General features: G+C 65.1%; 11 protein-coding genes and 1 pseudogene. 3 read left to right on the top strand and 9 right to left on the bottom strand.

Annotated features, from left to right (window positions below; genetic code table 11):
• The 3 genes and pseudogenes from IRZ12_RS02920 to IRZ12_RS02910 all read left to right on the top strand — a co-directional run.
• Positions 1 to 273 (top strand): annotated as a pseudogene (locus tag IRZ12_RS02920) (hypothetical protein); the annotation flags it as partial.
• Positions 270 to 1,346: a glycosyltransferase family 4 protein gene (locus IRZ12_RS02915; protein ID WP_296463916.1), complete on the top strand. Its 1,077-nt coding sequence runs from the start codon at positions 270 to 272 to the stop codon at positions 1,344 to 1,346. The pseudogene IRZ12_RS02920 and the gene IRZ12_RS02915, both read left to right, overlap by 4 nt.
• Positions 1,343 to 2,647, top strand: a complete 1,305-nt coding sequence (locus tag IRZ12_RS02910; RefSeq protein ID WP_296463894.1) for an O-antigen ligase — start codon at positions 1,343 to 1,345, stop codon at positions 2,645 to 2,647. Before IRZ12_RS02915 ends, IRZ12_RS02910 begins: the two co-directional genes overlap by 4 nt.
• 11 nt (positions 2,648 to 2,658) lie before the next feature.
• Here the strand turns inward: IRZ12_RS02910 and dnaE are convergent, their stop codons facing one another.
• The 9 genes from dnaE to IRZ12_RS02865 all read right to left on the bottom strand — a co-directional run bounded on the left by dnaE (position 2,659) and on the right by IRZ12_RS02865 (position 13,725).
• Positions 2,659 to 6,150, bottom strand: a complete 3,492-nt coding sequence (gene dnaE / locus IRZ12_RS02905; protein WP_296463926.1) for a DNA polymerase III subunit alpha — start codon at positions 6,148 to 6,150, stop codon at positions 2,659 to 2,661.
• Positions 6,151 to 6,271: 121 nt separating this feature from the next.
• Positions 6,272 to 7,051 carry an SDR family NAD(P)-dependent oxidoreductase gene (locus IRZ12_RS02900; RefSeq protein WP_296463892.1) on the bottom strand — a complete coding sequence of 260 codons (780 nt, stop codon included), beginning with the start codon at positions 7,049 to 7,051 and terminating at the stop codon, positions 6,272 to 6,274.
• A 62-nt stretch (positions 7,052 to 7,113) separates the two neighbouring features.
• Positions 7,114 to 7,812 carry an ABC transporter ATP-binding protein gene (locus IRZ12_RS02895; RefSeq protein ID WP_296463890.1) on the bottom strand — a complete coding sequence of 233 codons (699 nt, stop codon included), beginning with the start codon at positions 7,810 to 7,812 and terminating at the stop codon, positions 7,114 to 7,116.
• 15 nt (positions 7,813 to 7,827) lie between these two features.
• Positions 7,828 to 8,583, bottom strand: a complete 756-nt coding sequence (locus IRZ12_RS02890) for an ABC transporter ATP-binding protein (RefSeq protein ID WP_296463888.1) — start codon at positions 8,581 to 8,583, stop codon at positions 7,828 to 7,830.
• A complete protein-coding gene (locus IRZ12_RS02885; protein ID WP_296463886.1) occupies positions 8,580 to 9,596 on the bottom strand; it encodes a branched-chain amino acid ABC transporter permease in 1,017 nt (338 codons plus the stop codon). The genes IRZ12_RS02890 and IRZ12_RS02885 overlap by 4 nt, the downstream gene beginning before the upstream one ends.
• A 60-nt stretch (positions 9,597 to 9,656) precedes the next feature.
• Positions 9,657 to 10,577: a branched-chain amino acid ABC transporter permease gene (locus tag IRZ12_RS02880; RefSeq protein ID WP_296463884.1), complete on the bottom strand. Its 921-nt coding sequence runs from the start codon at positions 10,575 to 10,577 to the stop codon at positions 9,657 to 9,659.
• A 290-nt stretch (positions 10,578 to 10,867) separates the two neighbouring features.
• Positions 10,868 to 12,031, bottom strand: a complete 1,164-nt coding sequence (locus IRZ12_RS02875; RefSeq protein WP_296463924.1) for an ABC transporter substrate-binding protein — start codon at positions 12,029 to 12,031, stop codon at positions 10,868 to 10,870.
• Positions 12,032 to 12,068: 37 nt separating this feature from the next.
• Positions 12,069 to 12,260 carry a 2-hydroxymuconate tautomerase gene (locus IRZ12_RS02870; RefSeq protein WP_296463882.1) on the bottom strand — a complete coding sequence of 64 codons (192 nt, stop codon included), beginning with the start codon at positions 12,258 to 12,260 and terminating at the stop codon, positions 12,069 to 12,071.
• A 10-nt stretch (positions 12,261 to 12,270) separates the two neighbouring features.
• Positions 12,271 to 13,725, bottom strand: coding sequence for a 2-hydroxymuconic semialdehyde dehydrogenase (locus tag IRZ12_RS02865; RefSeq protein WP_296463880.1), 1,455 nt, complete (start codon positions 13,723 to 13,725; stop codon positions 12,271 to 12,273).
• Positions 13,726 to 13,736: the final 11 nt, after the last annotated feature.

Here is a 13,736-nt window from a genome sequence, read left to right as displayed (position 1 = left end):
GGGGTTTTTTTTATAACACCCCGGGGGCCCCCCCGCGGGGGGGGGGGGGGGGCCCAGCCGTGGGCCAAGGCCGCGCCGCGGCAAGTCCGCGGCAACGTGGTCATGCTGCAAGAGCCCATCGCCGATTGCGTCCCATGCCAGCGCGAAGGTTGCGATGGACACCGTGGCAGCCGCAGCCTATGCATGGAGCGCCTCGGGACGAGCACCGTGACGGATGCGGTGCTGTCCCTGCTGCAGGCGCCCCAGCCGGAGATGCGGAGAACGCCCGCATGAGGGTCGCCATCGCCTGCAATCGCTTCGGCCATGGCGGAGGCATGGAACGCTATGCCATGGATCTCGTCAAGGGGTTCCGCGCGCTCGGCATCCGCCCGGTCGTGTTCGCCCGCAATTTCGACACCCACATCCCCGAGTACGGCGACGTGGAACCGGTCCGCATCGCCGTCTGGGCCTTGCCCGGCAAACTGCGCGACCACTACTTCTCCTCCCGCCTGCGCGACCTGAAAGCGGCCCACCGCATCGACCTCCTGATCGGCTGCAGCCGGACCGCCGTGTCGGACATCGCCATCTGCGGGGGCACCCACCTCGGCCACCTGGCCCAGTCGGGCCGGCGGCCGACAGCCTGGGACCAATGGCAGATCCGGCTGGAACGCGCCCACTATGCCCATGCGCACTTGGTGCTGGCCCATTCGCTGATGATGGCCGACGAGCTGCGCCGTTACTACGGTGTCGAGCCGGAACGGATACGGGTGCTGTATCCCCCGGTAGACGTGGAAACCTTCCGTCCGGTGGACGATGCCCGGCGTGCCGCGCTCAGGCGCGAGCTGGGCATTGCCGAAGGCACGACTGCTTTCCTGTTCCCGTCTACCGGACACGAACGCAAAGGCTACCCGCTGCTCGAGGCCTGCTTCAGCTCGACTGCCTTGCCCGTCTCGCTCCTGGTCGCCGGCCGCCCGGTGGAGTCCCGCTCCGCGAAGATCCGGTATATCGGGTACCGGGAGGACATCGCCAACTGCTACCGGGCGACGGATTTCACCATCCTCGCCTCGCGCTACGAGCCCTTCGGCCTGGTGGGCCCCGAGTCCGTCCTGTGCGGCACCCCTACGGTCCTGCCGCGCAGCATAGGCAGCACGGAAGCCTTGTCGGATGAGGCTTGCCTGAGTTTCGACGTCGATGCGCCGGCCTCGCTGGCCGACGCGATCGCGCAGGCCGAAGCACGCGCCCGCGCAGGCCGCGCCCGGCTCGCCGTCCCGCTGGATCACCTTTCCTACGCCCCGAGCCCTCGCGCTCACGTGGAAGCGCTCCTGGACATGTCGATTTCCACGAAGGCGGCTTGCGAACTTTCATGAACCGTCCCCATTCCGCATACGACGGCCTGCCCGCTCCGCTGACCTTCGTCGCCGCCGCGGCGATCTCCCTCCTGCCCGCGCTCACGCTGTCAGTGCGGGGCAGTGCCAACCGCCTGCTGTTCCTGCTCCTCCTCCTGTCCATGATCGCCGCCTTCTGGCGGCACCGCCTGGCGCCGGAAGCGCGTTTCGCCCATGTCATGCGGCAATATTGGCCGGTCTGGGCGGCACTGGCTGCGCAATTCGTTGCCGCGGCGGTGAGCACCCTCGCGGTGGGATGGGATCAGCCGCGCGTGTTCGCGGACCTCCGGGTACTCGACACGCCCCTACGGATGGCCCTCTTCGGGCCGCTTTTCTGGCTGCTCCTGGCCGTGCCGGCAGGCTGGCTCAAGCAGCTCCAGTGGGGATGCACGGGCGGGGCGTTGATCGGCGCGGCGATTCTTCACCACCAATTCGCCCTCTCGCCCGGCGAGCGGCCCACGCAAATCCTCTTCTCGAATCTGCTGCCCTTCAGCAACATCACGCTGCTCCTGGGCATGTTTTCGTTACTGAGCATAGGCTGGTCCGACCCCGCCACGCGCCGGGGCCGCATCGCCATCGCGCTGAAGCTGGCCGGCGGCGGTGCCGGCCTTTATGTCGCCTATGCCTCCGGCACGCGCGGGGGATGGCTGGCGCTGGCCGTGTTCGCGTTCGTGTTTTTCTTCCTGATGCGCGGGCGTGCCTGGCGCAAGCTCCTGGCCATGGCAACGCTCGCCGCCGCGAGCGCCGGCGCGTACCTGTCCAGCGACTTCGTCGCCCAGCGCGTCGACGACGCCTATAAGGAGCTCCAGGAATACCGCCAGGGCAAGGAGCTCGACTCTTCGGTCGGAACCCGGCTGCAGCTATGGACCGCTGCAGTGGAAGTATTCAAGGAACACCCGTTCGTCGGCGTCAGCCGCCAGGGATACGGGCAAGCCATGCAGGATGCAGCGCGACGGGGAATCATCACGATGCGCGCCGCCGAGTACCGGCATTCGCACAACGAGCTTTTGTTCAATCTCGCCACCCTGGGCACGCTCGGCGCGCTGGCGATCCTGGCCGCATGGCTGGTGCCGGCCGCATATTTCGCGCGCGCCGCACGCAGCCCGCACCGCGACGAGCGGACCGCCGGCACGATGGGGCTGCTGCTCGCGACCGGCTTCCTTGTCTTCGGCATGACGGAAGTCATGTTCGCGATGTCGATGGTCGCGTCGTTCTACACACTGATGACGGCGGCGCTGATGGCCATCGTCGCCCGCCAGCGCCGGTGCACTGTGGTCGCCTGAGCGGCGCCGGCTCAATACTCCAGCGCCACGTCGTCGGGCCGCCCGGTCAGCTTGGCCAGTTGCTGCAGCAAGACGTCCGGCACCCGCACCCGCCAGTCTTCGCCGAGGCGCACCACGCACTTGGCATCCTCGCGGTGGTAGACGATTTCCACGGGGGTGCCGGGGAAGCCGTTCTCCGGATCGGCACGGTGCGGATTGAGCACTGAGCGCAGCGATTCGACATGCGCATTGCCGTTGAAGCGAATGGACAGGGCCCTGGCCTTGGCCTCGCGCGCCATCTGCAAGTCGTACAGCTCGTCGGCCACGATCCGCATGCCGCCGGAATATTCATCATTGCTGACCTTGCCCAGCACGATGAGCAGCTGGTCCTCGCGCAGCTTGCCCCGGTGCCGCTCGTACAGCTCGTTGAACACCGAGATCTCCACCTGCGCGGTGCCGTCATCGAGCACGGCGAACACCATCTTGCCCCGCCGCGTCATCTGCGTGCGCACCGCCGACAGGATGCCCGCCATCCACTGCGGCTCACGGCTCGGCTGTAGGTTGGAGAGCGGCGTCCGGACGAAGCGCCGGACCTCGGCGCGATAGGCATCGAACAAATGGCCGCTGAAATAAAAGCCGAGTGCGGTCTTCTCCTGCGCCAGGCGCTCGCGTTCGTCCCAGGGCTCCACGTCGGCCATCTCGCCCGCCAGGTCGTCGTGGTCGTCGCCGCCGAACAGGGAGGCCTGGCTGGCGGCACGGGCCGCTTGCTCGGCCGCGTCCATGGCGGTACCCAGCGTGGCCAGCACAGCGGCGCGGTTGGGGCACAGCGAATCGAACGCCCCGGCCTTGATCAGCGCCTCGATGGCGCGGCGGTTCACGACGTGCCGGTCGATGCGGCGGCAGAAATCGAACAAATCCTTGAACGGGCCCTTTTCCGCGCGGGCACGCAAGATTTCCTCGACGGCGCCCTGCCCCGTTCCCTTGACTGCGCCCAGGCCATAGCGAATCGTGCGCGGCGGCTGGCCGCGCGCGGAATATTCGTCAAGCACCGGCTCGAAGCGGTAGCCCGACAGATTGATGTCGGGCGGCAGCACCTTGACCTTGTTGGCTACGGCGTCCGCCCAGAAGACCTGCACCTTGTCCGTGTCGTCCATGTCGGAAGACATGGTGGCGGCCATGAACTCGGCTGGATGGTGCGCCTTGAGCCACGCCGTCTGGTAGGCGATCAGCGCGTACGCGGCGGTATGCGACTTGTTGAAGCCGTATTCCGCGAACTTCTCCATCAGGTTGAACAACGTGACGGCGATGTCCGGGTCGTAGCCCTTTTTCTCTGCCCCAGCCTGGAAGATCTCGCGGTGCTTGGCCATTTCCTCGGGCTTTTTCTTGCCCATGGCCCGGCGCAGCATATCGGCGCCGCCAAGCGTGTAGCCACCGATGATCTGCGAGATCAGCATCACCTGCTCTTGGTAGACGATGACGCCGTACGTGCTCTTGAGGACGGGCTCCAGGTCGGGATGGAAATATTCGGCCTTGGCGCGGCCGTGCTTGCGGTTGACGAAGTCATCCACCATGCCCGAGCCCAGGGGCCCCGGCCGGTAGAGTGCGAGCACGGCGATGATGTCTTCGAAGTTGCTGGGGCGAAGCTTCTTGAGCAGTTCCTTCATCCCGCGCGATTCCAGCTGGAACACGGCGGTGGTGTTGCCATCGCTCAGCAGCTTGTAGGACTCCGGGTCGTCGAGCGGCAGCGACATGATGTCGAAGTCGCGCATCCCCTCGTTGAACTCGCGCACGTAGCGCACGGCCCAATCGAGAATCGTGAGGTTGCGCAGGCCCAGGAAGTCGAACTTCACCAGGCCCACGGCCTCGACGTCGTCCTTGTCGAACTGCGAGACGGCGATGTGGCTCTGCCCGGGCTGGCAGTACAAGGGGCAGAAATCGGTCAGCTTGCCCGGCGCGATCAACACGCCCCCCGCGTGCATGCCGATGTTGCGGGTCAAGCCTTCGAGCGGCCGGGCAAGATCGATCAACGCCCGGGCTTCCTCGTCGTTGTCATAGCGCTCTTTGAACGCGGGCTCTTCCTTGAGCGCGCGCTCCAAATCCCAGGGATCCGCCGGCGAATGGGGAATGATCTTCGAGAGCGTGTCGCAGAAGGTATAGGGCAAGTCCAGGACCCGCCCGGCGTCACGGATCACTGCCTTCGCGCCGAGGGTACCGAAGGTGGCGATCTGGCTCACCGCGTCCCGCCCGTACTTCTGCTTGACGTACTCGATGACCTTGTCCCGGTTGTCCTGGCAGAAATCGATATCGAAGTCCGGCATCGATACCCGTTCCGGGTTCAGGAAGCGCTCGAACAGCAGGTCGTAGCGGATGGGGTCGATATCGGTGATGCCCAGGCTGAACGCGACCAGGGATCCGGCGCCGGACCCCCGGCCCGGCCCCACGGGCACGCCGTTCTTCTTGCCCCAGTTGATGAAGTCCTGCACGATCAGGAAGTAGCCGGGGAACCCCATGTCGATGATGGTCTGGCACTCCTTCTCGAGCCGCTGGCTATATTTCTCCCAGTTCGCCTGGCGCTCCTTCTCGTCGGGGAAGAGCTGCACCATGCGTCGCTCCAGCCCCTCCCGCGACAGCTGTACCAAGTATTCGGCCAAGGTCACGCCTTCCGGCGTGGGGAAATCGGGCAGCTTGGGCTTACCCAGCTCTAGCGTCAGGTTGCAACGGGTGGCAATGGCCACCGTGTTGGCGAGCGCCGAGGGCACGTCGGCGAAGCGCTCGGCCATTTCCTCGGACGAAAGCAGGTACTGCTCTTCGGTATAGAGACGCTGTCTCCTGGGGTTGGCCAGGATCTCGCCCTCGGCGATGCAGACCCGGGCTTCGTGGGCGCGGAAATCCTCGCGTTCGAGGAACTGCACCGGGTGCGTCGCCACCACCGGCACCCCGCACTCTGCCGCCAGCCGCATGGCCGCCTGCACATAGGCTTCGTCCCCTTCCCGGCCCGCGCGCTGCAGCTCGATGAAGTAGTTGTCGGGGAACACCTTCATCCAGTGGCGAGCGGCGGCCAGCGCGGCCTCGCGGTTGCCCGCTTCCAGCGCCTGGCCCACATCGCCCTGCCGCCCACCGGACAAAGCCACCAGGCCGGCCCCGTGCACCTCCAGCCATTCGGGCATGATCTCGCCGCGCCCGCGGTGCTGGTTGGTGAGGAATGCCTGGGTCAACAACTCGCACAAGTTGTGGTAGCCGGTCCTGTCCCGCACCAGCAGCAACATCCGGTACGGCTTGTCGCGGTCGGCGAGGTTGGACACCCAGACGTCGCAGCCGGCGATCGCCTTGATGCCCTTGGCCCGGGCCGCCTTGTAGAACTTGATCAAGCCGAATAGGTTGGACAGGTCGGTCAAGGCGACCGCCGGCTGCTCCAGCGCCACGACTTTCTTGATCAGGTCCGGAATGCGGACGATGCCGTCCGAGACAGAGAACTCGGAATGGACGCGGAGATGGACGAACGGGGGGGTAGGCTGCGCAGACATGGCGGCCATTTTAGCTGCTTGCCCCGGCAGATGAAGCCGTGGCCCCGGCATGCGCAAGGGCCACCTGTTATGGGCCTAGAACGAGCGATGCTCCAGCGCCGGCATGGCCCGGCACCGCGGCTTAGCCCTGGCCTGCTTCCGGCACGTCGACCGTGTAGTTCAGCGCCAGGCGGCCACCGTCCACGAATACCGTCTGCCCGGTCACGTAGCTGGCGTCATCACTGGCGAGGAACACGGCGGCGCCCGCCACTTCTTCCGGCCGGCCCAGGCGCATCATGGGAATACGCGACAGCACCGTGCGCATGGCCTTGGGATCGGAGGTGATCGTGGCCATGATGTCGGTATCGATGCTGCCCGGACCCAGCGCATTCACGCGCACGCCATGCGGTGCCATCGCGAGGGCCATGGCCTTGGTCATCTGCCGGACCGCCCCCTTGCTCGCGCCGTAGGCGAGCTGGTTGGGCATGGCCAGCTCGGCCGTCATGGACGAGAGCGTGATGATGCTGCCGCCCCGCCCGGCGCGGACCATGGACTTCGCCGCTGCCTGCGCCACCAGGAAAGTGCCGCGCACGTTGACGTTCATGACGAAGTCCAGGTCTTCCAGGGTCATGTCCAGGAACTCGGCGGCCCGGATGACGCCCGCGTTGCACACGCACACGTCCACGCCACCGAACTCGCGCTCGCAGAGCGCCACCATCTCGGCCACTTGTTCCGGCACCGTGACGTCGCCCCGCATGGCGCGCGCCGGGCCGGCCATGGCCGCCAATGCTTCGGTCTCGACCTTTTCGGCGCGATCCACCAGCACGACGTTGGCGCCTTCCTGGCTATAGCGCTTGGCGATCGCCAGTCCGATACCCCCTGCAGCGCCGGTAACCAGCGCCGTCTTGTCCTTCAATCTCACGAGCAAGTCCTACAGAGAATCCGCGCCGCGTGACCGGCTGGATCGGCCGGGCGCGGGCGAGGTCAGACGCCCACGTACTGGGCGATGAGTTCGGGACGCGCCGACAGTTCGGACGAGGTGCCGCGCCAGACCGTCACACCCTTGTCCAAGATGAAGTTATGGTCCGACAAGCGCAGCAGCGCCTTGGTGTTCTTGTCCACGACGATCATGGTCAGCCCGTCTTGCTTGAGCTTGGCCAGCACGTTCCAGATCTCGGCGCGAACGATGGGGGCCAGCCCTTCGGTGGCCTCGTCGAGCACCAGCAGGCGCGGATTGGTCATCAGCGCGCGGCCGATGGCGAGCATCTGCTGCTCGCCTCCCGACAGCTGCGTGCCGAGGTTCGTGCGCCGCTCCTTCAGGCGCGGGAACAGCTCGTAGATTCTCTCGAGCGTCCAGGATGAAGAACCTTCACCGCGCTTGGCCGTGGCCACGAGGTTCTCTTCGACGGTCAGCGTGGGAAAGATCTGGCGCCCCTCGGGAACCAGCGACAGGCCCAGGCGCCCCACGCGGTAAGGCGCCATGCCGTTCAGGACACGTCCGTCGAATTTGATCTCCCCGGCAACCGGCTTGAGCAGGCCGAACAAGCAGTTGATGACGGTGGTGCGTCCCATGCCGTTGCGGCCGATCAAGCCGACCACTTCGCCACGCTTGACCTCCAGGTCGATGTCGAACAGCGCCTGGCAGGACCCGTACTTGGCCGCCAGCCCTTGTATGGAAAGCATGCGTGAACTCCTGCCTCAAGCATCGGCGTCGTCGCCGAGATAGGCGCGACGCACTTCGGGATGGTTGCGGATTTCCTCGATCGAGCCGGTGGCGACGATCTTGCCGTAGACCAGCACGCTGATGCGGTCCGCCAGCGAAAACACGGCGTTCATGTCGTGCTCGATCAGAAGAATGGTGTAGCGGCCCTTGAGCGACCTCAGCAGCTCGATCGCGGCAGCACCTTCGGCCGCGCTCATGCCGGCCATGGGCTCGTCGAGCAACAGGATCTTCGGGTCTGCCGCCAGCGCCATCGCAACTTCCAGCTGGCGGCGCTGCCCGTAGGCCAGGTTTGAGACGACCGTATCGGCCACTTCGCCCAAATGGCACTGCTCGATGATGGCGCGGGCCTTTTCCATGACGTCCGCGTAGGCGGACATAGGCTTCCACACCGCCCAACGCACGCCGCGCTTGCGCATCGCGGCGAGGCAGACGTTCTCGATCACGGTGAACGCATCAAAGATCGAGGTGATCTGGTAGGAGCGCAGCAGCCCCATGCCCACGCGATGCTGGACGGGCGTGCCGCTGACCTCTTCGCCGCCGATCTTGATGCTGCCCTCGTCCGAGCGCAGCTCGCCCGTCAGCAGATTGATCAGCGTCGTCTTGCCCGCCCCATTGGGACCGATGATGGCATGCAGTTCTCCCGGCCGGATCTCCAGGGATACGCCGTCAGTCGCGCGCAACCCGCCGAAGCGCTTGACCAGGTTCTGGGTGCTCAGTCCGATCAGGCTCATTGCGCTTCTCCTGCGGGGACTGCCGCGGCCTTGGCGGGTACCTCGCCCGCGACCGGCGCCCTGGTCTGCGCCGATTGGGCCTCGCGCTGGCGCGTCAGCCAACCGAAGCCGTTACGGGTCAGCAAGGCAATGACGACGATGACGGGCCCCATGATGAGCATCCAGTGTTGGGTGAGCCCCTTGAAGAATTCCTCCATGACCAGGAAGGCGACGGCGCCGATGATCGGCCCCACGATGGTTCCGAGGCCGCCGATGACCAGCATCACGATCAGGTCGCCCGACACGGGCCAGGACATGTAGCTGGGAGAGGCAAAGGCCGTGAGATTGGCCAGCAACACGCCCGCCACGCCGGTAAGCACGCCGGATATGACGTAGGCGGCCAACTGCACGCGGAAGACCGAATAACCGAAGGCGTTGACCCGGCGCGGATTGATGTGGGTCGCGCGCAGGACCATGCCGAAGGGGGATTTCTTCAACCGCGCCATGAACACCGTGGCCGCCAGCAGGACCACCCACGCCGCCCAATACACCTCGCTGCTGCCCGACAGTTCGAACAGCCCGAAGTTGCTCGGCTCATTGATGTTCAGGCCGTCGTCGCCGCCGAAGGTCGTCATGCTCACCATCAGGAAATAGAACATCTGGGCAAACGCCAGCGTGATCATGATGAAGCCGATGCCCGAAGTGCGCAGGCATACGCTGCCCACGACCAAGGCGACCAACGCGCAGACCGCCACGGCCACGCCCAGCTGCAGCCATCCGTCGCTAAAGCCGTAGTAGGTCAGGATCCCGACTGCATAGCAGCCCAGCCCGATGAACATGGCATGCCCGAAGCTGACCAGGCCGGCAAAGCCGAGCACGAGGTTCAGCGCGCAGGCGGCCAGGGCATACACCAGTACGCGAGCGAAAAAGGTGATGTAGAACGGTTCGCCGATGGCCTGCGCGACGAACGGCACGCAGGCGAGGAGAAGAAACAGGACCGGTATCAACCAAGCCCCGAGTTTGACGCGGTTCATGTCGTGTACCTTGCAGAAATATGCATGATGGCCCGGCCCCAACCGGGGCCAGGCGGCTCCTCAGCGCTTGGCAGGCGCCAGAATGCCATTGGGTTTGAAAGCCAGCACCAGCGCCATCAGCACGTAGATCAGCATGGACGCCAGGGCCGGCCCGACGGCGTTGGCCGTGGCGGGCTTCATGAAGGAACCCAACAGCTGCGGGATGTACGCACGGCCGAGCGTATCGATGACCGCAATGACCATGGCCGCCACCAACGCGCCCCGAATCGAACCGATGCCGCCGACCACGATGACGACCAAGGCCAAGATCAGCACGGGTTCGCCCATGCCGGACTGCACGGACAAAATGGGGCCGGCGAGCGCACCGGCCAGCCCGGCCAGGCCTGCGCCGAGCATGAAGAGCAGCTTCTTGAGCAAGTCGATGTTGACGCCCAGCACGCTCACCATCGGCGAATTGCTCGCGCCTGCCCGGATCAGCATGCCGAACCGCGTCTTCTGGATGAGATACCACGCGCCCAGCGCCACGAGCACGCCCACCGCGATGATCAGGATGCGGTAAATCGGATACTGGGTGCCGAACAGCGTCACGGCGCCGTCGAGCGCAGAAGGAATGGCAGCGTAATACGGACGATTGCCGAATATGACGATGGCCAGCTCGTTGAAGAACATCATCAGGCCAAAGGTGGCGAGCACCTGGTACAGGTGGTCGTGCCGGTATAGGGGTTTGGCGACCACGTGTTCGAGCAACAGCCCGACCAGGCCGGATGAAATGATGGCGGCGGCGATGGCGAAAATGAACGAACCACTCGCGTTGTACGTGGCCGCGCCGATGAATGCGCCGACCATGTACAAAGAGCCGTGCGCAAGGTTGATGAAATTCATGATGCCGAAGATCAGGGTCAACCCTGACGACAGCAGGAACAACAGCACGCCGAGCTGCAAGCCATTGAGCAACTGCGACAAAAACAGCGAACTATTCATTGACAGACTTCCGTGTCATAACAACCGGGACTTCCCCCGCACGCCCGGCTCCCGTGTGCCCGGCACCAGCGCTTGCGCCGCCCTCGGCGGCCGCGCCCAGAGCATACCGGTCCACGCTCCCGCGGACCATCGGTGCCACCCCTGGGTGACGCCATGTGATTCGCCGGCCGGACCGCAGTCATCCAACCGGCGCGGCCCCTGCACGACCCAACGGCAACGCCCTGGCCGCGGGCGGATGCGGCCAAAGCCGATCCTTCCGCGGCCGGACGGCACGCCTGGGGCGACGGGGGTTACTTCAACGGGCACTCAGCCGCGTACGCGTCCTTGTGATCGGTCAGGACTTGCGCGAGCAGCTTGTATCCGACGCCGTCGCCGTTCTGCACGATCTCATAGGCGTAGTAGTTCTGGATGGCAACGTTGTTGTTATTGAAGGCGAACTTGCCGCGCACCGACGGGAACTTGGAGCCGAGCTCCTTGACCGTGGCCGCGAAAGCCTTCTTGTCCGACACCTTGCCGCCCAGTTTGGCGATGGCCGCATCCAGCAAATAAGCCGCATCATAAGCTGCTGCCGCGTACTCGGTGGGAGGCCGGTTGTACTTGGCTTCGTAGCCCGACACGAATTTCTTATTTTGGGGATTGTCCAGCACCGGTGCCCACGGCGTGCCGAAGATGGACCCGACCGCTTGCTGCTTGAGGGCCGCGAGCGAGTTCGAATCGATCAAGCTTTCGGAGAGGAACGGAAGCTTGCCCATCAGCCCTGCCTGGTTGAGCTGGCGAACAAAGTTCACGCCCACGCCGCCGGGATAAAAGACGAACAGCGCATCGGGCTTGGCGTTCTGCACGGCGGCGATTTCGGCCGCGTAGTCGAGCTGTCCCAGCGGCGTATAGACTTCGTGCTTGATCTCGCCGCCATAGAACCGCTTGAAGCCCGCGAGCTTGTCCTTGCCCGCCTGGTAGTTGGACGTCATCAAATAGACGTTCTTGTAGCCCTGCTCTTTGGCATATTTGCCCATGGCTTCGGACATGCCGTCGTTCTGCCATCCCATCACGAACAGGTTGGCCATGCAGCCCTTGCCCGCGATAGGCGCCGGCCCGGCGTTGGTGCTCAATGCCAGTACGCCGGAATCCTTGATGCGACGGACCTCGGCCATCAGCACGTTCGAGAAGCCCAGGCCTACGATGGCGTCGACTTTGTCTTTCTCGATGAACTTCTGGATGATCTGCGCACCGACATCGGGCTTGAGCTGGTCGTCTTCGCGCAGCACGGTGACAGGCTGGCCACCCAGCTTGCCGCCCAGCTGTTCGACCGCCAGCATGAAGCCGTCGTACTGGTCCTGCCCCAGGGCCGCCATGGGCCCGGAGAGCACGCCGGAGAAACCGATCTTGACATCCGCCTGGGCAGATCCCGCAGCCATCAGGGCCGCCGCGACAAACGCGGCGGTTCTCTTTTTCATCATTTCTAACTGTCTCCTTCTTGGGGGGAAAGCGGAATCAGCGTCCCAGCGCCTTCGCTGTCTTGCCGCCTATTCCGAAATTCGTCTTCGGCACCTCCACCAGCACCACCCGCACGGACTCGCGGGGAGCGCCGATGGCGCGATGCGTCGCTTCGGTGAGCTCTTCGATGAGGGCGGCACGCTGTTCGTCCGTCCGCCCTTCCATCAGTTGCACTTGAATGATGGGCATGGTCAGCTCCTCATAGCTTCACGCAAACGTTGCGCAGCTCGGTGTAAAACTCCAGCGAATGCACCCCGCCCTCGCGGCCGATGCCGGATTGCTTGGCGCCACCAAAAGAAGTGCGCAGGTCGCGCAGGAACCAAGAATTGACCCAGCAGATGCCCACGTTCAGCGCCTTGCCCATGCGGTGCGCGGTTCCCACGTTCTGGGTCCACACGGTCGCGGCGAGGCCATACGGCGTGTCGTTGGCCAGGGCAATGACCTCTTCCTCGGTATCGAAGGGGGCGATGTGGCAGCAGGGCCCGAAGATTTCTTCGCGGATCACCGAAGCGGTCTCGGGCAGTCCGGTCCAGATCGTCGGCTGGACCCACGCGCCTTCGGCCATCTTGCCGGGCATGTCGGGCACGCCGCCACCGGTCACGATGGTGGCGCCTTCTTCACGTGCCTTGGCGTAGTAGCTCAGCACTTTCTCGCGGTGCACATGCGAGACCAGCGGACCGAAGTTGGTGGAGTGGTCGTGCGGGTCGCCCAGCTTGAACGACTCGGCCTTGGCCTTGAGCGCCTCGACGAACTTCTCGAAGATGGGACGCTGCACGTACACGCGCTCGGTGCCCAGGCACACCTGGCCGCTGTTCTCGAACGCGGAACGGGCGATGCCGGCGACGGCCTTGTCAAAGTCTGCGTCGGCGAACACGATGCCGGGGTTCTTGCCACCCAGCTCGAACGAAACCGGACGCACGCCCTTGGCCGCGGCGCGCATGATGGCCTCGCCGGTGCGGGTTTCACCGGTGAAGGTAATGCCATCGACGTCCGGATGCTGGGTCAGGAACTCGCCGGCCGAATCGGGCCCGAAACCGTGCACCACGTTGTAGACGCCGGGAGGCACGCCAACCTCGTTCATTACCTCGCCCAGCAGCGTGGCGGTGGCGGGTGTTTCTTCGGACGGCTTGACCACGACCGTGTTGCCGCATGCCAGGGCCGGGCCGACCTTCCAGGTCATCAACAGCAGGGGCAGGTTCCACGGGCAGATGACGCCGATCACGCCGCGCGGCACGCGCACCGCGTAGTTCAGCGCAAAGCCGTTGTCGGGCGTTTCCATGTCGAAGGTCTCGCCCGGCACGTTGCGGATCAGGTCGGCGAAGACCTTGAAATTGGCAGCGCCGCGCGGGATGTCGACGTGGCTGGCCAGCACGTGCGGCTTGCCCGTGTCGGCGATCTCGGCGTCCAGGAAGTCGTTGAAGCGGCGGTTGATGCCGTCGGCAATCGCATGCAGCATCTCCACGCGCTGCTGCACTTTCATCTTGGCCCACGGCCCGGACAGCGCGGCGCGCGCGGCCTTGACCGCAGCGTCGACTTCGGCGCGGCCCGCCTCATGCACCGGGCCGATGAGGCTGTTGTCGACCGGGTTGCGGTTCTCGAAAGTCTTGCCCGTGGCAACCCACTGGCCGTTGATGAAGTTCTTGAATTCTTTCATGAATGCACTCC

This window comes from Pigmentiphaga sp. (assembly GCF_019689535.1).
Classification (GTDB): Bacteria; Pseudomonadota; Gammaproteobacteria; order Burkholderiales; family Burkholderiaceae_B; genus Pigmentiphaga.
This window is presented reverse-complemented; position numbering and strand designations above follow the sequence as displayed.